Annotated in this window: 14 protein-coding genes; 3 read left to right on the top strand and 11 right to left on the bottom strand. The window is 52.1% G+C overall.

Features of this window, described 5'->3' with window-relative positions:
- Positions 1–48: 48 nt before the first annotated feature.
- The gene (locus tag J8X26_RS27980; protein WP_307803480.1) at positions 49–3,555 is read left to right on the top strand and encodes a S6 family peptidase; all 3,507 of its coding nucleotides are present in this window, start codon (positions 49–51) and stop codon (positions 3,553–3,555) included.
- A 48-nt stretch (positions 3,556–3,603) separates the two neighbouring features.
- Here J8X26_RS27980 and J8X26_RS16110 read toward each other — a convergent pair whose 3' ends face one another.
- The 6 genes from J8X26_RS16110 to J8X26_RS16085 form a co-directional block, all read right to left on the bottom strand.
- Positions 3,604–4,260: an HAD family phosphatase gene (locus J8X26_RS16110; protein WP_208951384.1), complete on the bottom strand. Its 657-nt coding sequence runs from the start codon at positions 4,258–4,260 to the stop codon at positions 3,604–3,606.
- On the bottom strand, positions 4,257–5,249 hold the full coding sequence (locus tag J8X26_RS16105; protein WP_208951383.1) for an ABC transporter ATP-binding protein: 993 nt from the start codon (positions 5,247–5,249) through the stop codon (positions 4,257–4,259). The genes J8X26_RS16110 and J8X26_RS16105 overlap by 4 nt, the downstream gene beginning before the upstream one ends.
- 2 nt (positions 5,250–5,251) lie before the next feature.
- Positions 5,252–6,037, bottom strand: coding sequence for an ABC transporter permease (locus J8X26_RS16100; protein ID WP_013577382.1), 786 nt, complete (start codon positions 6,035–6,037; stop codon positions 5,252–5,254).
- A 22-nt stretch (positions 6,038–6,059) separates the two neighbouring features.
- A complete protein-coding gene (locus J8X26_RS16095) occupies positions 6,060–6,902 on the bottom strand; it encodes an ABC transporter permease subunit (protein ID WP_208951382.1) in 843 nt (280 codons plus the stop codon).
- A 26-nt stretch (positions 6,903–6,928) separates the two neighbouring features.
- A complete protein-coding gene (locus J8X26_RS16090) occupies positions 6,929–7,726 on the bottom strand; it encodes an alkaline phosphatase family protein (protein ID WP_152327447.1) in 798 nt (265 codons plus the stop codon).
- 81 nt (positions 7,727–7,807) lie between these two features.
- Positions 7,808–8,866, bottom strand: a complete 1,059-nt coding sequence (locus J8X26_RS16085) for an ABC transporter substrate-binding protein (RefSeq protein ID WP_208951381.1) — start codon at positions 8,864–8,866, stop codon at positions 7,808–7,810.
- Between the two features lie 202 nt (positions 8,867–9,068).
- Here J8X26_RS16085 and J8X26_RS16080 point away from each other — a divergent pair, with 202 nt between their 5' ends.
- The gene (locus tag J8X26_RS16080) at positions 9,069–9,779 is read left to right on the top strand and encodes a UTRA domain-containing protein (RefSeq protein WP_208951380.1); all 711 of its coding nucleotides are present in this window, start codon (positions 9,069–9,071) and stop codon (positions 9,777–9,779) included.
- A gap of 86 nt (positions 9,780–9,865) precedes the next feature.
- On the opposite strand, the gene metH is transcribed toward J8X26_RS16080, so the two are convergent.
- Entirely contained in the window at positions 9,866–13,549 is a 3,684-nt protein-coding gene (gene metH / locus J8X26_RS16075; protein ID WP_374101286.1) for a methionine synthase, read from the bottom strand.
- Positions 13,550–13,814: 265 nt separating this feature from the next.
- Between metH and iclR the strand changes: the two genes are divergently transcribed.
- Positions 13,815–14,657, top strand: coding sequence for a glyoxylate bypass operon transcriptional repressor IclR (iclR, locus tag J8X26_RS16070; protein WP_374101285.1), 843 nt, complete (start codon positions 13,815–13,817; stop codon positions 14,655–14,657).
- Between the two features lie 40 nt (positions 14,658–14,697).
- Here iclR and aceK read toward each other — a convergent pair whose 3' ends face one another.
- From aceK to metA, 4 genes are all read right to left on the bottom strand, one after another.
- Complete coding sequence (gene aceK / locus J8X26_RS16065; RefSeq protein WP_208951378.1) at positions 14,698–16,410, bottom strand: bifunctional isocitrate dehydrogenase kinase/phosphatase; 1,713 nt, start codon at positions 16,408–16,410, stop codon at positions 14,698–14,700.
- 46 nt (positions 16,411–16,456) lie between these two features.
- Complete coding sequence (gene aceA / locus J8X26_RS16060) at positions 16,457–17,779, bottom strand: isocitrate lyase (RefSeq protein WP_208951377.1); 1,323 nt, start codon at positions 17,777–17,779, stop codon at positions 16,457–16,459.
- 40 nt (positions 17,780–17,819) lie between these two features.
- Positions 17,820–19,418, bottom strand: a complete 1,599-nt coding sequence (gene aceB / locus J8X26_RS16055; protein ID WP_208951376.1) for a malate synthase A — start codon at positions 19,416–19,418, stop codon at positions 17,820–17,822.
- A gap of 366 nt (positions 19,419–19,784) precedes the next feature.
- A complete protein-coding gene (metA, locus tag J8X26_RS16050; RefSeq protein WP_152327455.1) occupies positions 19,785–20,714 on the bottom strand; it encodes a homoserine O-succinyltransferase in 930 nt (309 codons plus the stop codon).
- Positions 20,715–21,008 lie beyond the last annotated feature (294 nt).

Genomic DNA, 21,008 nt, shown 5'->3' with positions numbered 1-21,008 from the left:
CGTAAGGATTGCCTGAGAAAGTCAGCGACGAGGGGAGCTTTTATCTAAATCCGATTTATTCAACAAAGCCTAGTCAAACCCTCAGATGTTTACGAGAGCAGAAATAATGGCAGGTATGTATATTTCACGCGAGTAGGGGCCGGGTATCAATATCAGATTGATGCGGCAGGCCAGACATTGAATCAGTTAACAAAATATTCCTATATGTGGAAAAGTGCCGGGACATTAAATCCGCAAACGATATCTCAGAATCAAATTTACTGGGTTAATAACAATATGGCCTCGCCTCTGGATATTGCCGCCAACCAGGGAGACAGCGGAAGCCCGATACTGGTCTACGACAATGTTGATAAAAAGTGGAAGATGTATGGTGTAACAACATCGGGTACCGGCGTTGAAAACCGTGCGCCGCACACACTTGGTACTTACGGGCTGGGTTTACCCACCGATTTTATAAGCAGCATTGTCAACAATTATACCGATCCAGATGTCATTGATATCGCAGCACAAGGGGATATTCACTGGACCGGCACGGGGGCTTCTGGCGACATTATTCAGGGCAACTCTGGCTGGCAATGGCATGGTATCGACACCCGTCTTCCCGGCCAGTTTATTCTCACCCCGGAAGATATCATGGCAGGAAATATAGGCACGGATGTGCGGAACCCTCAGCTTGATGCTTCTAAGGATCTGCGTTTCAACGGTGATGGCGGATTAATTGTCCTGGATGCGACAATTAATCAGGGCGCGGGTAAATTACAGTTTTCCAACGACTACCGGGTTATTTCTGCCGACGGTCAAAATAATACCTGGATGGGTGGCGGTATTGAGATTGATGCCAGTAAGAGAGTTGACTGGGAAGTTAACGGAGTGGCGGGAGACAGCCTGCATAAAATTGGTGCCGGTACACTTTACGTCAACGCCTTTGGCGATAATCCGGGGGAATTAAATATCGGGGATGGCACGGCTGTTTTGGCTCAGCAGGACGACGGGGCGGGCCACCATCGCGCTTTTTCCTCAGTGACCCTTGTCAGTGGCAGACCCACCGTGCAATTGCAGGGAGATGACCAGATTGACCCCGCCCATATTTATTTCGGTTACCGCGGGGGGAAACTGGATCTCAATGGCTATGACATGCGCTTCACGACGATTAATCACAGTGATTCCGGCGCGACCATCATCAATGCTAATCCCGATGACAGTTCCACGCTGACATTGGCAAACACGAAATCTGAAACCTTTATCGGACGCCTGGGCACACCTGATACCGCGCAGGGGCTCAACGTTATATTAGCGTCCGCCAAAAGCACCGATAACTATTCCCTGACCGGCGGCGGCTGGCTTAACAATCTGACCGTCAGCAACGGTACGCTTTCGCTGGGCGGAAGGATGACACCACATGCGGGTGGCGCGACTTTCAGCAACGACTGGATTGATGAAACTTTCCAGATAAGCACGTTAAACCTTAATGAAGGCGGTCTGCTTCAGCTCACAGAACATGGAACACTTGATAGTGACATCACTCTCGGAGACCGTTCGACTCTGCAAATGCACAGCCGCAGCAAACTGGAAGGTCATGTGCTCCTGGGCGACGAGGCCATACTTTCGGTGAAAGCCGGCGATGCCAGTGATAAAAGTACATCGGGCACGGCGGATGTCACTATTGCGGCTACGCTGGAAGGCGCCGGCAGTCTGAGCAAAGACGGCCGGGCAAATCTTTACATGTACGGTGACAATACCTTTACCGGCGGCACCACGGTTAAAAACGGCGCGCTTGTTCTCGAGGGTTCGCTGGCTTCCACGCTGACCATGGAAAACGGAACCACATTTGCCGGTAACGCCAATATCGCCGATCTGGTTGTGAAAGATGACGTTATCATCGCCCCTTATTATGCTGACAGCGGCCCTTCGGGCTATTCCGCCGCTCCGGTTAGTGCATCCACAATACACATCAATGGTAATCTGACCACCGGCTCCAGCGACGTTGTCGAGCTACGGGCGCAACTGACTTCGGGCGCATTGCAATATGACCGCTTGCTGATCAATGGCGATGTGATTTCAGATGACAAACCCATTCTGGTTTCAGTGACGCCATCCGGAGAGGGTATTTTTACCGACAGTAACAACAACGGCAGTGCAGATAACCTGGAAGGTATTTCGCTGATCCAGGTCGGCGGCAATGCGGGCAAAAGTTCTTTTGCACTGGCGGGAGAATACGTCGCGCGCGGTGCGTATGCCTATACGCTGTATGCTTTTGCTCCGGGTCGCAGCGCCGCTGATGAGCGTGCAGTGACCGGTTCGGGAGGGCAATACTGGGACTACCGCTTGCAAAACCGAATGCTCAGTGAAAATGAGAACACCTCACCCACGACGGATCCTATTCCGGAACCTGATGACGGCGGCGATGTAACTCCCGTGCCGGAACCTGATGACGGCGGCGATGTGACTCCCGTACCGGAACCTGATGACGCCGGCGATGTGACTCCCGTACCGGAACCTGATGACGGCGGCGATGTGACTCCCGTACCGGAACCTGATGACGGCGGCAATATAACGCCGGAACCGGAACCGGAACATCACAGCGATTCTCAATACAGCCGGGCAGCGGTAACTCCGCAGGTGCCCTCTTATCTTTCCCTGCCTTCCGCATTATTCAGCTACAGCAGCCGCCTGAACAGCAGTTTTCAAAATCAGGTTTCGCTTCTCGACGATAAGAAAATGAATATTTTCTTCCAGTACCTCAATGGAGAAGATACTTACCATTCGTCGCTCAGCTTTAAAGATTACGGCTACGACTATAAACAGAAACAAGAAGGCTGGCTGTTTGGCGGTAAGGTCTTGCAACTGCAGTCTGACAGTCAGTCTTTTGATGTAAGCCTTGGGCTTTCCCGGGCGGATCTGGATATCACTCCTGATGCGGCAGACGGAGACAGCAAAACGCACTACACCACATGGGGGCTTTCTGGCTTGTCGGTTTACAAACAGAAAAACGGGCTTCTGGCGGAATTCGGGCTGAATGCGGCGAAATACAACGGCGAGGTTTCCACCGATTTACGCGGGGGTGATGTCGCAGATATCAATGCTAAATCGTTTGGCGCCACGCTGGATGTGGGCTATCAGTTCACATTGGGTCAGCATCAGTTGACACCGGTTATCGGTGCCGGAGTGCAATATCTGAAGGTTGATAACTTTACCGATATCGATGACGCGAAGGTTAAATACGATAACATGACGAGGCCGCTGGGCAGTATCGGATTGCGTTATCGATACGACTGGGACAGCCTGAATACTGGGAAATGGGCGGTGGTCGCCAGCACGCGATTGATTAAAGATTTCAGCCACCATTCTGACGTTCATATCGGCGACCTCCACAGTAACGATGTCAGTCGTTTTTCAACCGATGTGACAGGCAGCGCGGCGCAGTTGAATATTGGCGTGGTCAATACACTCATCCCGAATGTGTCACTGAGTGTGGGCGGGGAATACCAGAAAAGGCTGGAAGAGGAAGGGATTGATTACTGGCAAATCGTCACGGGCGTCAGAATAAGTTTCTGAAGAAATCCCTATAAAAACGCCCCTGATTTAACATTTTTTATCTGCAGTCTATTTCCACGAAAACACGGGCCATCCTGCCTGCCGGGCGTGCCGGAGCAGGATGGCGTCGGGATTCACGGCAACCGGCTGACCCACGCGGGTCAGTAAGGGCATATCATTGTGGGAATCCGAATAAAAACGGGCTTGTTGCAGCAGGGAATCGTCCTGATTGATGAGTTCAAGTAAACGCGACACTTTGCCTTCGCGGTACGTCATCGTCCCCTGCGTGGCGCCGGTAAAGCGCCCGTCTTTCATTTCCACACCAATCGCCAGCGTTTCCTCAACACCGAGGTAACGGGCAATCGGCTGCACCAGATGCTGGCCGGAGGCGGAAATAATGACCGTCCGGTCGCCCTGTGCGCGGTGAGCAGCCAGGCACTCACGCGCCTGCGCATAAATACGCGGTGCTATTACGTCCTGAATATAGCTTGCGACCATGCCTGCGACGTCACTTTCGCTGCGGCCGGTAAGCGGTGCGAGAGTACAGCGCATGTACTCCTGCATATCCATTTTACCCACGGCATATTGTTGCATCAGCGCGGCATCCTGTTGCAGGAAAGCCTGTTCATCCGCCACCCAGCCATTCGCTACCATGTAGGCAGACCACAAGCTGGAACAGTCGCCGCTAATCAGAGTTTCATCGAGATCAAACAGCGCCAGTTTCATGCAACTTCCCGTAACGTAACAAGATCTAACTGCAAACCAACATCGCTGCCATCGGCGCGAAGTGAGGCCACAGAACGGTTTAAAACATCCACAGAAAGCTCAACACCGTGCGCTAAAACACGATAACGCACCACGTTGCCCAGCAGGCTGTGGCTTAGAATTTTAGCCGAAATGCCCTCAGTCAGCTCGCATATCGTCACCGACTCTGGCCGGATGGCAACGCGGCCCGTGTAAGTCATGCCTGTCAGCGCCATCGCCTGTTCAGAACTCAGCAGGTTGTAGCTGCCGATAAAGCCCGCTGCGAACGCATCCACCGGTTCAGTATATAAGGTTTCGGCATCGGCATTTTGGACGATTTGTCCTTTGTTCATCAGCACAATCCGGTCTGACATGGTCAGCGCCTCTTCCTGATCGTGCGTGACGAAAATGGCCGTCAGGTTCATTTCACGCTGAATACGGCGAATTTGTTCGCGCAGATGTTTACGGATACGGGCATCAAGCGCGGAAAGCGGTTCATCGAGCAACAACAGGCGCGGCTGCGTCACCAGCGAACGCGCCAGCGCCACACGCTGACACTGACCGCCGGAAAGCTGATGCGGATAACGTTTGGCGTAATCGTTCATTTCCACCAGTTCCAGCACTTCGCCCACGCGACGATGTAGTTCCAAAGCCGGTATCTTTTGCATTTTCAAACCAAACGCAACGTTGGCTTCGACCGTCATATTCGGGAACAGCGCGTAGCTCTGGAAGACCATCCCGATCCCGCGCTGCTGTGGTGGTAAGGGCACAATGTCCTGCCCCTGAATCACAATTTTTCCGCTATCGACCGACGTCAGTCCGGCCAGGCAGCGCAGCAGGGTGGATTTTCCGCAGCCGCTTGGCCCCAGCAACGTGACGAATTCACCCTCTTCTGCCGAGAAATCAATGTTATTGAAAATCTGCGTCGGACCGTACGACTTGTTGAGTTGAGTGACCTGCAAATACGACATAATCAGCTCTTTCCTTTGTTCAGCATGTTCGCCACCCAGGTGAAAATCAGGACGACCATGAAATACGAGATGACTAATGCGCTGGTGAAATGACCGCTGCCATTGCGCATGTTATAGAGATAAACCTGTACCGTTTCATAACGGCTGCCCGCCAGTAAATTAGCGAAGACGAATTCCCCGATGAGGAAGGAGAAGGACAGCAACACGGCAATCATTCCGCCTTTACGTAAGTTGGGTAACACCACCAGCAACGCGGCTTTCCAGGTACTGGCACCGAGCAGGTGCGCCGCATCCATCAGGTCGCGCAGGTTGATCGCCTGCATGTTGTTGGAAATAGCACGATAGATAAACGGCAAGGCGATGGTGAAGTAACATCCAATCAGGATCCACGGCGTACCGGTCAGCGCCAGCGGCTCAGCAGAATACAGCTGCATCAGGCCAACGGATGAGACGACCGGCGGCACGGCAAACGGCAGCAGAATGAGAATATTCATCAGCGCATCGAGCTTAGGGAAATAGTAAGCAATCACAAACATCAGTGGCAGGATCAGCACCAGCGACAGGAAAAGTGTGCCAAAACACACCAGCAGCGAGTGCCAGAGCGCAATCAGAAAACGCGGATCGCTCCACAATTCCACCAGCCATTTCAGCGTAAAGCCGCTCGGCAAAATGGTCGCGCCCCATTCCAGCACCAGCGCGTACACCAGCGTCGCCAGCAACGGCAACATCAGGACAATCAGTAAAATCCAGATCACCACACGGTGGTAAATCGCTTCAGAGCGCGACATCTTACGTTCCTTTTTCCGGCAATCAGCTGCGCTGACTGAGATAACTTTTACGCAATAACCACTGATGGACAAGCGTGATAAACGCCATCAGCACCACCAGTAACATCGCCAGCGCACTGCCCATATTCGGATCGAGGGAAATATCCCCCGACACCAGCGCCGCGATGCGTACCGGCACGACGTTGAAATTGCCTGTGGTCAGCGCGTAAACCGTGGCATACGCGCCCAGAGCGTTGGCGAGCAAAATCACGAAAGTCCCCAGCAGCGCCGGGAATAAAACGGGTATGCCGATATGACGCCAGTAACTCCAGCGCCCCGCACCGAGCAGAGCCGCCGATTCGCGCCAGTCTTCGCGCAGGGCATCAAACGCGGGATACATCAGCAATACGCCCAACGGGATCTGGAAATAGGTGTAAAGCACAATCAGCCCGTCTTTCGAATACAGGTCGAAATGCTCCATCAGGCCATATTTTCTGAGCAGCAGCGTCAGGCAACCGTTCAGGCCGAGCAAAATCACAAAGGCAAACGCCAGAGGCACGCCCGCGAAGTTGCTGGTCATATTGGTAAACGACATCACGAAATCATGCAGCTTTGTCGGGCCTAGCTGGCGAAGTGAGTAACTGCCCACTAACGCGATTAGCAAACCGTATAAACTCGACCAGATAGAAATATCCAGCGAGAAACGCATGGCCTGCAGATAAAACGGAGAAGTCAGAATATCGCTGTAATTGCCCAGTCCCCAGGCTTCATAGGTTTCGCTGTAAAAGCTGCTCACTGCAATCCAGGCCAGCGGCGCCAGCTGGAACGCGACGAAAAAAACCAGAAACGGCAGCATAAACAGCGCTGCAATCCACTTAGCTTTCATCGGTTATCCTCTAAAAGTGACGGGATTCAGGCCAGTAATGCCGCGCAATGTGGCTTGTCGTGGGCAATATTGAGGATCTGACAAACGGTGCCACACAACTCGGTTTGCAGCGGTGCGGCATCTTTAAAGCTGAAAGCACTGCCAAAGACGAACAACGGCACCTGACGCTCTTCCGGTAAAATACCGCCATGGCTGCGGTCATCGTTCATGCCGTGGTCGGCGGTTACGATGACCTGATAACCCGCGTCCAGCCAGTCACCCAGATAGCGCGAAAGTATGCCGTCCGCCGTCCGCGCTTTGTTGCGGTATTGCGGCGTCGACAGGCCAAATTTGTGGCCAGCGTCATCAATATTCATCGGGTGGATCAGCAGGAAATCGGGGTCATGCCGACGGCGCAGGCTTTCAGCATCGTCAAACAGATGCGAATCAGGGTAGCCGTCGTCGTAGTAAAAATGACCATGCTGAATGGCCAGAGACTCATCGCTGGTATGACGGTCACGCGGCGGGTCAAACGGCGTGCGGTTATATAATTCACTGACCCAGTGATAAGCCGCAGCCGCGGTCGTCAGACCTGCCTCACGAGCATAATGGAAAATACTGCGTTGCGTGGATAACCGGTCAACGTGGTTATGCACAATGCCACTCGCCACCGGCGCGATGCCGGTGAGAATGCATTCGTAAAGCGGCCGGGACAGAGAAGGCAGTTCGCATTCCAGTTGATACAAGCGGCCGCGTCCTGCGGCACACTGAGCCTGTAAATAACCCATTGCGTCTTTGCCGACCTGATAATTCAGGCCGTCGAGTACTACCAGAATGCTCTTCATTACACTTATGCCTTTCTTGCAGGTGTTGTAATTAATCAATGCTTTCGCTGCCCGGTTTTTTCTATTTTTTAATTCAGGAAATTACTGCTGCATGTTGATCATGACGTTTTCCTGCCACAGGCGAGGCAAGGTTTTGGCGCTCTTATCCCAGGCAGCCGGATCGGCAATCGGGTGAGCATTTTTGTATTCGCTGGATGGCAGTAGTTTGGCTTTCACGTCATCTGGCAGTGTGATGTGATCAGCACGGATTGGGCGGGCATAACCACGCGCCAGGTTGATCTGACCGGCATCGGAGAAGATGTATTCACGCGCCAGTTTAGCGGCGTTCGGGTGTTTGGCGAATTTGTTGATAATGGTGGTGTAACCCGAGGTGATAGAACCATCAGAAGGGATCACCACGTCGAAGCGGGTTTTGTCGATTTTGTCGCGATAGCTCAGACCGTTGAAGTCCCAGACCACACCCACCTGCACTTCACCTTTTTCCAGAGAAGCGATGACCGGGTTAGTCAGGCTCAGACGTCCTGCTTTCGCCAGTTTGCCGAAATATTCCAGACCCGGTTTCAGATCCTTTTCATTGCCGCCCAACGCGTACGTTGCCGCCAGAACGCCGTTCGCGGCCTGCGCTGCGGTGCTGACATCACCGATAGTGACTTTGTATTTGCTGTTGAGCAAATCAGCCCAGCTGTGCGGCTCATCTTTCACCTGAGATTTATCAATGATGAATGCAATAGTGCCGGTGTAAGCGAGTGCCCACATACCATCTTTATCTTTCGCCCAGTCTGGCACCTGATCCCAGGTGGTCGGTTTATAAGGCTGAGTGACGCCCTTCTGAACCGCTACCGGACCGAATGCAGCACCCACATCACCAATATCCGCACTGGCATTGTCTTTTTCGGCAAGGAATTTCGCGATTTCCTGAGCAGAACTCATATCGGTATCACTGTGTTTCAGGCCGTATTTGGTGCTCAAATCATTCCAGGTCTCTTTCCAGTTCGCCCAGTCATCAGGCATACCGACGCTGTTCACCGTGCCTTCGGCTTGTGCCGCTTTCAGGAGTTCAGCAGGAGGTTCAGCGGCAAATGCCGGTGAAGCGGAGAGGACAAGCGCGCTGGTTAACACAGAAGCGAACAACTGTTTCATAACGGATGCTCCGGATGGTAGTGTGTGAAGTGCTGGTCTAGTCCAGCAAGAACCAAGCCAATCTAACGCTCAATTGTGATAATTATATGTCAGCGTGAAAAAGCAGCAGTTTTAAGCTTATCGCTGTTAACAAGCGCACATTATTGACACGATGAAGGGGCAGACTGGTGCACAAACGCACTGAAATGAGGCTTGCTGACCGATGAGTGAATCGCAGACCACACTTGCTGTCATCTGCAGGGTATTGAGCGAAAGTATTGCGGCCGGGGCATTTTCTGCCGAGGGAAGGTTGCCTTCTGAGCGCGCGTTGAGTGAACAGTTTTCCACGACCCGTATTACGCTGCGTGAAGCGTTAGGCCATCTGGAAGCGCAGGGGCTGATTTATCGTGAAGTACGCCGGGGCTGGTTTGTTTCTCCTCCGCGCATTGTCTACAACCCGTTGCAAAGAAGTCATTTTCACGCAATGGCGAAAGATCAGGGGCGCAGCGCAGAAACTCAGGTTATTGATGCCAGGCACTGTGTTGCCAGCGACACCGTTTGCCAGAAATTATTGCTGCCCTCCGGCAGTGATGTGATCTGCATCCGTCGGTTACGCTATATCGACAAGCGCCCGGTACTTTATGTGGAGCATTACCTCAATCCTTTGTATTTCAGTGGCATTCTTGATGCAGATTTAACCTCTTCCCTGACTGACCTGTATGCATCACGCTACGATATCCATTACGGGCGCGTACGGTTTGATATGGTGCCGACGCTGCTGACAAGAGAAGCGTCGCAGGCGCTGAAAGTTGCCTCCGGCAGCCCCGCGTTATTTATCACGCGCACCAACCGGGACCAAAATGACCAGGTCATCGACTGCGATCTGGAATACTGGCGTTATGACGCGCTGCACATTGATGTGGAAGTGAATTGATATGAATCCCGGCCACCTGATGAAGTCAGTGACCGGGTTTCATGAGAACCACCAGCGCAGAGTCAGCTGGAAGCATGACAGGGAAATTAATCGGCGTCGTAACCTAAGTTTGGCGCGAGCCAGCGTTCAACTTCGGCGACTGGCATGTTTTTGCGCGCGGCGTAATCTTCGACCTGATCGCGCTGAATCTGCGCCACAGCGAAGTATTTGCTGTCAGGATGGCTGAAATACCAGCCGGATACCGCAGCGCCCGGCCACATCGCAAAGGATTCAGTCAGTTGCATGCCGGTGTGAGTTTCAACATCCAGCAGTTTCCAGATTTGGCCTTTTTCAGTGTGTTCAGGACAGGCCGGATAACCCGGAGCCGGGCGGATCCCCTGATAATTTTCGCGGATAAGTTCTTCATTGCTCAGGTTTTCTGTCGGCGCAAAACCCCAGTAGACCTTACGCACTTTCTCATGCAGGTATTCCGCGAACGCTTCGGCCAGACGGTCTGCCAGCGCTTTGATCATAATTTTATTGTAATCATCATGCTGCTTGTCATACGCCTCGGCCAGCGCATCTTCTTCCAGCCCGCCTGTGACGGCAAACGCGCCCATGTAATCTTTTTTGCCGCTGGATTTCGGTGCGACAAAATCGGCCAGGCAATAGTTCGCGAAATCGGTTTTTTCGGTTTGCTGACGCAAATGGTGGCTGACCACCAGCACGTCCGTGCGGCGCTCATCTGCGTAAATCTCGATGTCATCACCTTTACGGTTTGCCGGGAACAGGCCAACCACACCGCGCGGATTCAATAATTTTTCAGCGGAAAGCTTATCGAGCAGATCGTTGGCATCTTTGAACAGGCGCTTCGCTTCTTCACCGACCACTTCGTCTTCCAGAATGCGCGGATATTTGCCTGCCAGCGACCAGGTCATGAAGAATGGCGTCCAGTCGATGTAATTGCGCAGCGTTTCAATGCTGGCTTCCACTTTCTGAATGCCGAGGCGATGAGCAACCGGCGGCGTGTAATCGTCCCAGTCGATAGTGGTGGCGTTATCGCGCGCCACCTCAAGGCTGACCGGCGGTGTACGCGGCTTTTTACGTCCATGCTGGATACGCACGGTGTCGTACTCTTTGCGCGTGCGTTCGATAAACGCATCACGCTGATCTTTTGACAGCAAAGCAGACACCACGCCGACTGAACGCGAGGCGTTTTGCACGTAGCAGGTCGCACCGCTGTAGTTTTGTTCGATTTTAACCGCGGTGTGTGCCTTGGATGTCGTCGCACCGCCAATCAGTAATGGTATGGTGAAACCGCGGCGCTCCATCTCTTTCGCCACATTAACCATTTCATCAAGCGATGGCGTGATCAGCCCTGACAGCCCGATAATATCGACGTTCTCTTCAATGGCGGTTTTCAGAATTTTGTCGGTCGGCACCATCACGCCGAGATCGATAATCTCGTAGTTATTACACTGCAGCACTACGCCGACAATATTTTTGCCGATGTCATGCACATCGCCTTTTACCGTCGCCAGCAGGATTTTGCCGTTGGTCTGGCCCTTCTCCTTGCTGGCTTCGATGTACGGCTCGAGATATGCCACAGCCTGTTTCATAACACGGGCGGATTTCACCACCTGCGGCAGGAACATTTTACCGGCACCAAACAGGTCACCGACGACGTTCATGCCGTCCATCAGCGGACCTTCAATCACTTCGATAGGGCGCGCAGCCAGCTGGCGGCACTCTTCGGTATCCAGTTCGATAAATTCGGTGATGCCTTTCACCAGCGAGTATTCGAGGCGTTTTTTAACTTCCCAGCTGCGCCATTCCGCCTGCTGTTTATTCGCTTCGCCATCGTCTTTGCTGCCACGGTATTTTTCGGCCAACTCGAGCAGACGCTCGGTACCATCATCACGGCGGTTGAGGATCACGTCTTCAACGGCGTCGCGCAGTTCAGCCGGTAAGTCATCATAAATCGCCAGCTGGCCAGCGTTGACGATCCCCATATCCATGCCGTTGCGGATGGCGTGATACAGGAACACGGCATGAATAGCTTCGCGCACCGGTTCATTACCACGGAACGAGAAGGAAACGTTGGAGACACCGCCGGAAATCAGCGCATGAGGTAACTGGGCTTTGATGTCGGCGCAGGCTTCGATGAAATCAACGGCGTAGTTGTTGTGCTCTTCAATCCCGGTGGCGACTGCAAAGATATTCGGGTCGAAAATAATATCTTCCGGCGGGAAGCCGACTTTTTCAGTCAGCAATTTGTAGGCGCGACGGCAAATTTCAATTTTACGGGCGCGGGTATCCGCCTGTCCGGTTTCATCAAAGGCCATGACGACTACGGCTGCCCCGTAGCGGCGCACCATACGGGCGTGATGCAGGAAAGCTTCCTCACCCTCTTTCATCGAAATGGAGTTAACAATGCCTTTGCCCTGAATGCATTTCAGGCCTTTTTCAATGACATCCCATTTGGAGGAGTCAATCATGATTGGCACACGGGCGATATCCGGCTCACCGGCAATCAGGTTGAGAAAACGCGTCATCGCCGCTTCGGCGTCGAGCATCCCCTCATCCATGTTGATGTCGATAATCTGCGCGCCACTTTCTACCTGCTGGCGGGCAACTGCCAGCGCTTCAGAATACTTCTCTTCTTTAATCAACCGTTTAAATCGCGCAGAACCGGTGACGTTGGTACGTTCGCCAACGTTCACAAACAGCGTCTGCGGATCAATAGTCAGAGGTTCCAGCCCCGCCAGACGGCAGGCCACGGGAATAGACGGCACCGCACGCGGCGGCACGCCTTCGACGGCTTTTACCATCGCCGCAATATGTGCAGGCGTGGTACCGCAGCAACCGCCGACAATATTCAGAAAGCCCGAGCGCGCCCATTCGGCAATGTGTTCCGCCATTTCTTTGGCTTCCAGATCGTACTCACCGAAAGCGTTAGGCAAACCGGCGTTCGGGTGCGCCGTGACATAACATTCAGCAATATGCGACAATTCAGCGACATACTGGCGTAATTCATCTGGCCCCAGTGCACAGTTCAGGCCGAAGGTGAGCGGTTTTACGTGGCGCAGCGAGTTATAAAACGCTTCGGTTGTCTGGCCTGACAACGTACGGCCAGAGGCGTCGGTAATCGTACCAGACACCATTACCGGCAGTACGATGCCCAGCGCTTCAAATTCGGTTTCCACCGCAAACGTCGCGGCTTTGGCGTTGAGTGTGTCAAAAACGGTTTCGATCATGATCAGATCGGCACCGCCCTTAATCAGCGCCCGGGTAGATTCACGGTAGGCTTCAACCAGTTGATCGAAAGAGACATTACGAAATGCCGGATCGTTAACGTCTGGAGAGATCGAAGCTGTGCGGTTAGTCGGGCCTAAAACACCGGCCACATAGCGCGGTTTATCCGGTGTGCGGGCGGTCCACTCATCGGCGCACTGACGCGCCAGCCGGGCGGCTTCATAGTTGATTTCAGCCGAGAGCGATTCCATATGGTAATCGGCCATCGCAATAGTGGTGGAGTTGAAGGTGTTGGTTTCGAGAATATCTGCGCCAGCGGCAAGATAACCGTTGTGGATCTCGATGATCACTTCGGGTTTGCTCAGGACCAGAAGATCGTTATTGCCTTTAAGATCGCTTCCCCAGTCGGCAAAGCGCTGGCCGCGATAATCTTCTTCTTCAAGACGGTAGCTCTGGATCATGGTTCCCATGCCGCCGTCCAGCACCAAAATGCGCTGTGCCAGTTGCTTATGTAGCGCTTCAACCCGATTAGTCACTTTCACCTCATCACCCACCACGCACACCCGGCAAATTGTTCATTCATACGCCGGAAATTATGGTCAACATCCTAGCATACCTTCAGAAGCCAAAAGGCCGTGGTGACATGAGACTTTTTCAATTCAGGAAGGCATCCCGCAAATGCTGTGCAACACATCGGATGAGCGCAAAGGCAGGTTGCGATCCATACTGTAAAAACGAAAACCAATTCCAAAAATAATTTTTCTTCGCCAGTTTTTGGCGCATCTTACAAGGAACAGGCTTATGGCAATGTCCACATTGACTCCGGCCAAGCGTGCTAAGAAAACAAAAGCCGCTGCAACAGCAGGTAGCGCCGCCACCGGACAGGTTCAGTCCCTCACGCGTGGCCTTACGTTGCTAGAATATATCGCTGAAGCTCAGGGCAGCGTTGCACTGACGGATCTGGCTCAGCAGGCAGGTTTACCGAATTCCACCACTCACCGTTTGCTGACCACGATGCAGCAGCAGGGGTTTGTGCGACAGGTCGGCGATTTGGGTCTGTGGACCATCGGCTCGCATGCGTTCGTGGTCGGCAGCAGTTTTCTGCAAAGCCGTAATTTGCTGGCGATGGTGCACCCGATGCTGCGCCGTCTGATGGAGGAGTCCGGCGAAACGGTGAATCTGGCAGTGCTGGATCACAGTGATTATCAGGCGATCATTATCGATCAGGTGCAATGTAATGCACTGATGCGAATGTCAGCGCCGATTGGCGGAAAACTGCCGATGCATGCTTCCGGTGCGGGTAAGGCATTTCTTTCCACCCTGCCGGAAGAGCGCCTGGCGAAGCTTCTGCACAAAATTGGTTTACACAGCTACACACCGCTGACCAAAACGTCTCCGGCAAACCTGAAACAGGAGCTGGCCGATACGCGCAAACGCGGTTATGCCTTTGATGATGAAGAACATGCACTCGGCCTGCGCTGTGTGGCGACCTGCATTTACGATGAGCATAACGACGCTTACGCCGCGATTTCCATTTCCGGCCCGGTTTCACGGATAACAGACGATCGCGTGACAGAACTGGGCGCGCTGGTGATCCACGCAGCAAAAGAAATTACGCAGGCTTATGGCGGCGGGAAACATTAATTGAGGAATCGCTCCCGCACTGATGGCGGGAGCATAAGACTTAACGGCGGCTGAAACGCTGACTGCGGCGATATGCGAAGACGTCCTCAACGTGCCCTTCGCGGATCCGCTTTTGCAGACCGCGCCAGTAATCGGCACAAAACAGGTCATTGTGTGCCACTTCGAAGAACTGCCGGACGCGCTTGTCGCTGCACAGGAAATGGCGAAATTCTTCAGGAAAAACATCCCCCGGCGCAATGCTGTACCAGGGCTCACTGGCCAGTTCATCTTCGGGGTAACGCGGTTCAGGAATATCGCGGAAATTCACTTCCGTCATGTAACAGATTTCGTCGTAATCATAAAATACGACGCGGCCGTGACGGGTCACGCCAAAATTCTTAAACAACATATCTCCAGGAAAAATGTTCGCTGCCGCAAGTTGTTTAATCGCGTTACCGTATTCTTCAATAACGTCATGCATCTGCTGATCATCCGCCTGTTCCAGATATAAATTCAGCGGCGTCATACGCCGTTCGATATACAAATGCTTCAGGGCAATACTGTCGCCCAGATCTTCAATCTTCGCCGGGACTTCACGCTGTAGCTCTGCCATTAATTCCGGGCTGATATTTTTCTTAGCCAGAACAAAATGTTCAAATTCCTGGGTATCGGCCATCCGCCCTACGCGGTCGTGCTCTTTGACCAGCTGGTAGCAGGCCATAACCTGCGCTTCGGTCACCTCCTTTTGCGGGGCGAAACGGTCTTTAATGACTTTGAAAACGCGGTCACTTCCGGGCAAGGTAAAGACCAGCATGACCATACCTTTGACGCCCGGCGCAATAATAAAAGACTCGTCGGTTTGCGCCATAAAGCGTAAATGCTCGCGATAACATTCGGTTTTCGCATGCTTCTGGCAGCCAATCGCGCTGTAAAGTTCAGCCGTCGTTTTTGCCGGTAATATCTCCCGCAGCCATTCCACCAGCGCGCCCGGTTGCGGGGCGTACACCATAAAATAGGAACGCGCGAAGCCGAAAACGATGCTGGCATCATTTCCCTCTGTCAGACACGCATCCACAAACAATTCGCGCTGATGACTTTGATGCACCGGCAATAACAGCGGGAAAACCTGCTGACCCAGCCCGATTTTTCCAATAATCCACGCCGCTTTATTGCGGTAGAAAACTTCAGTGGCGATCTCAATTACCGCCTCTGATATCGCATCACCGGGAAATCTTTGCTGCAACGCTGTACTGATGTAATCAATATCACGCGGCGCATTCTCCCACGTTAAACGCATCGGAAGATCGTGAAGAATCCGGCCCAGCGTGGTGACCAGATTTCCTTTCACAGGATATTGCCGGGCGAGTGGCCGGGCGCAATACTGTGGCCGGTGAATGGGCTGTTCGCTAAAAATAAAAAGCTTATCCGCCGTGAGTTCACGGTGTTTAAAAATCCGGCAATAGACTGAATTAAAGAAACTTTCGGCGATTTCTGCCCGGGGATAGTCAGGCAACAATCCGGCGTAACAGTTTTTTATGCGGACCAAGAATGCAGCATCGTAAAAGTGCTGACCCGTAATGCATTTGAGCTGAGAGACAACCAATCCGACATGGTGGTCGTAAAGATGAATTCGCTGTTTCATAGCCGCCTGCACCGCCGGCCAGTCGGAATTTTCAAAGCGTTGTTGCGCGCCCGAGGTCACCTCCAGAAACCGGCCATACTGTGCATCGAACCCTTGCAAAATAGTCTGAGCAATCAACAGCTCGATGCGCATAATATCGGCTCCGGCAGGGGAAAAACCCGGCTTGCGCCGGGTTAAATCAGTGGGATGTCGGGGAGAATTGCTGTTCTTCGGTCGAACCGGTTAACGCGGTTACCGATGAGCGTCCACCCTGAATGATGTTCGTCACTTTGTCGAAATATCCGGTGCCCACTTCCTGCTGATGTGAAGCAAAAGTGTATCCGCGGCCGATCGCCGCAAATTCAGGTTCCTGCACTTTTTCGACGTAATGTTTCATCCCTTCGCCCTGCGCATACGCATGAGCAAGATCGAACATGTTGAACCACATACTGTGGATGCCCGCCAGCGTGATGAACTGGTACTGATAGCCCATCGCCGCCAACTGCTCCTGGAAGGTGGCAATCGTTTTATCATCCAGATTCTTCTTCCAGTTAAACGATGGCGAACAGTTGTAGGCCAGCAGTTTGCCCGGGAATTTGGCATGAATGGCCTCGGCAAAACGCCGGGCCAGAGTGAGATCAGGCGTTGATGTTTCGCACCACACAACATCAGCGTACGGCGCATACGCCAGCCCGCGGCTGATGGCCTGCTCGATACCCGCATGCGTTCTGTAGAAGCCTTCATGCGTTCTTTCGCCGGTAATAAACTGGCTGTCATAAGGGTCACAATCGGACGTCAGTAAATCAGCGGCATCGGCATCGGTACGCGCCACCAGCAACGTCGGTACACCGAGAACATCGGCGGCAAGCCGCGCGGATACCAGTTTCTGCACGGCTTCCTGTGTTGGCACCAGAACTTTTCCGCCCATATGCCCGCACTTTTTAACAGCGGCAAGCTGGTCTTCAAAATGAACCGCTGCTGCACCGGCCTCAATCATGGATTTCATCAGTTCAAAAGCATTGAGTACGCCGCCAAAACCGGCTTCAGCGTCAGCCACAATCGGCAGGAAATAGTCGGTATAACCGGGCTGACCGGGCTCAATATTATTCGCCCACTGGATTTGATCCGCACGGCGGAAAGTGTTGTTAATCCTCGTTACCACTTCAGGCACGGAATTCACCGGATATAACGACTGATCCGGATACATGCTGGACGCCGTATTGGCATCGGCCGCGACCTGCCAGCCAGACAAATAAATCGCCTCAATCCCGGCTTTTGCCTGCTGCAATGCTTGCCCGCCGGTGAGCGCGCCCAGGCAATTCACATACCCCTTACGGGACGCGCCGTGCAGTAAATTCCACAGACGGGCAGCGCCGTGCTGAGCCACAGTACATTCCGGATTCACCGAGCCGCGCAGGCTGATGACTTCGGCGGCCGTATAAGGGCGGGTAATCCCCTTCCAGCGTGGCTGATTCCAGGTTTCTTCAAGCTGCTGAATTTGCTGAGTACGTGTTGTTTTCATGGCAAATGCTCCGGTCTTTTTATGTGTAGGGTATGAAGAATCAGGCCAGCAGTTGATAGCCCGGCAGGGTCAGGAAGTCGATTAACTCATCCTGCGTGGTAATTTTTTCCATTAATGTGGCGGCCTGCGTGAAGCGCCCGGCGCTGAAACGTTGTTCACCTAACTCCTGTTGGATCACCAGCATTTCTTCATTCAACATGCGGCGGAACAAAGGCTTGGTGACCAGCTGACCGTCGCTGAGCGTTTTGCCGTGGTGGATCCATTGCCAGATTGAGGTTCGGGAAATCTCGGCGGTAGCAGCATCTTCCATCAGCCCGTAAATGGGTACGCAGCCATTTCCGGAGATCCACGCTTCGATGTACTGCACGGCAACACGGATGTTGGCACGCATACCCTCTTCAGTACGTTCGCCGGAACAAGGCTCCAGCAATTGTGCCGCAGTAATATCTGCATCGTCTTCGCGTAATACGTCCAGCTGGTTGGAGCGGGAACCGAGCGCTTTATCGAAGACTTCCAGCACGGTATCAGCCAGCCCCGGATGTGCTATCCAGGTACCGTCATGCCCGTTGGTCGCTTCCAGTTCTTTGTCCGTTCTTACCTTGTTCAGCACCCATTCATTGCGTTTAACATCTTTGCTGGGGATAAATGCCGCCATGCCCCCCATCGCAAATGCGCCGCGGCGGTGGCAGGTTTTGATGAGAAGCCGTGAATACGCGTTGAGGAATGGCTGCGTCATGGTGACTGACTGGCGATCGGGCAAAACGCGGTCAGAATGATTCTTCAACGTTTTGATATAGCTGAAAATATAGTCCCAACGCCCGCAGTTAAGCCCGACGATATGGTCGCGCAGGTGGTAAAGAATTTCGTCCATCTGGAATACGGCAGGTAGAGTTTCAATGAGAACGGTGGCTTTGATGGTGCCACGTGATAATCCGGCGTAGTCCTCGGCAAAGCTGAAGACCTGACTCCACCAGTCAGCTTCATGATATGACTGCATTTTTGGCAGATAAAAATAAGGGCCACTGCCTTTCGCCAGCAACGCGCGATAGTTGTGGAAAAAGTACAACGCAAAATCGAACAGAGAACCGGGAATGGCCTCACCTTGCCAGGTGACGTGTTTCTCAGGTAAGTGCAGTCCGCGCACACGGCAAATCAGAATGGCCGGGTCGGGTTTGAGCTGATAAATTTTTCCGGATTCATTGGTGTAGCTGATCGTCCCGTTAACCGCATCACGTAAGTTGATCTGCCCTTCGATGACTTTTTGCCAGTCAGGAGCAAGGGAATCTTCAAAATCCGCCATAAAGACTTTCACATTGGCATTTAGCGCATTAATCACCATTTTGCGTTCTACGGGTCCGGTGATTTCTACGCGGCGATCTTTTAAATCCTCCGGAATGCCCCGAATCGTCCACTGTGATTTTTTTATGGAATCAGTTTCCGAAATAAAATTCGGTAAAATACCGCCATCAATTTTTCTCTGCACCGCGACACGTTCTGTCATCAAGCGGTTACGCAGCGGGGTAAAGCGCATGACCAGCTCAGACAAAAAATCCACTGCTTCTGCAGTCAGAATATGTGTTTCATTTTCACCAAAACGGCGTGTAAAACTAAGCTGACTGCGCGTAATTTGCTCTGACATCGCTAACTCTCCTGATTTTTCGACTTAAATCTGCCAGACCGCCTCACTAAGCAGATGCTGATACGGTAGAAAATAAAACAGCGACACAGGGAAAGATCCTCAGGGGATTTATCGATGGTCATTTATTGCCCGATAGATTTAAGCGTAATCAGGTTTTTCATAAAATCAAAAACGATTTCCATTTTATTTTTATTGCATGATTTAACAGCTATTAATCAGTGAGTTAAACACGTAAAAAATATCGAAAAATATGAATCTATTTCGATTTTTTAGAGACTGAGGATCGGATAGTCATTTACGAGGAAGGCGTTGGAGGCAAACAGAAGCAGACGATCACGTAGGATCGTCTGTAAATCATGAAGGGAATTATTCCAAGGTTGGATTCATCTGGCGCAGATCGAATGGCGTGATCTGATAAACATAGTAGTTTAGCCAGTTGGTAAACAGCAGATGGCCGTGACTACGCCAGGTCGCTTTAGGCGCTAGCTCTGCATTGTCTTGCGGGAAGTAATTGTAAGGCATTTCAGGTGATAAACCGGCTGCGACATCACGTAAATATTCTCCGGCGAGCGTACCGGCATCATATTCCGGATGACCCGTAACGAAGGCCATACGCTTATCTTTCGTTGCGAACAAATAAGCACCGGCCTCGTCAGATTCAGCGAAAATATCAAGATCCGTATGCTGACGCAGGATGTCCGCAGGAAAATCAGCATAGCGCGAATGAGGTGCCAGGAATGTTTCATCAAATCCACGGGTCAGCAAAGCCAGCGGTTGTGATGTCTGGTGAGGATAAACGCCTGAAAGCTTGGTTTCGCGCGTCATCTTCGGCAAATCATAAAGCACATTTAACGCAGCCTGCACCGCCCAACACACGAACAATGTCGACGTGACGTGTTCTTTCGCCCAGTGGATAACGCGCTCAATCTCTGGCCAGTAGGCAACATCACAGAAATCCACTAAGCCCAAAGGAGCGCCGGTGACAATCAGGCCATCATAGTTATCATGCTGGATGTCTTCGAAATCACAGTAAAAGTTATTCAGGTGTTCAGCCGGAGTATTTTTAGATTCACGACTATCAATGCGCAGAAGCTGTACATCAATCTGTAAAGGGGAGTTGGAAAGCAGCCGTAAAAACTGATTTTCGGTCTCAATTTTCTTTGGCATCAGATTGAGTACCAGCACTTTCAAAGGACGAATTTCCTGAGTTTTTGCGCGTGATGAGGTCATCACAAAAACATTCTCATTGCGCAGGAAATTTACGGCTGGTAATTCATCTGGGACCCGGATCGGCATAGCAACTTCCTCACTACATCCATTTATACGTTTAGACTTCTAGATAGCCGAAGATAACGGTTTTTATCTAAAATGTCGAGTCTGCAAACGTTAAGTGAAAATGTTTCAGCTTCGGTTATTAATCTAGACGATCTGGTTATATACCAGAGGAAACGAAAAGCAATGAGTGATAAAAAGGGAACTACATGAGGAAAAAATAGAGGGATATGGCTGAAAATTTATCCAAATTTCCCATAGCAAAAAGCCCTGTACGTCAGTACAGGGCTTTCTACTTATTTGATGCCTGGCAGTTCC

The organism is Rahnella sp. ChDrAdgB13 (assembly GCF_017655185.1).
Taxonomy (GTDB): Bacteria; Pseudomonadota; Gammaproteobacteria; order Enterobacterales; family Enterobacteriaceae; genus Rahnella; species Rahnella contaminans.
This window is presented reverse-complemented; position numbering and strand designations above follow the sequence as displayed.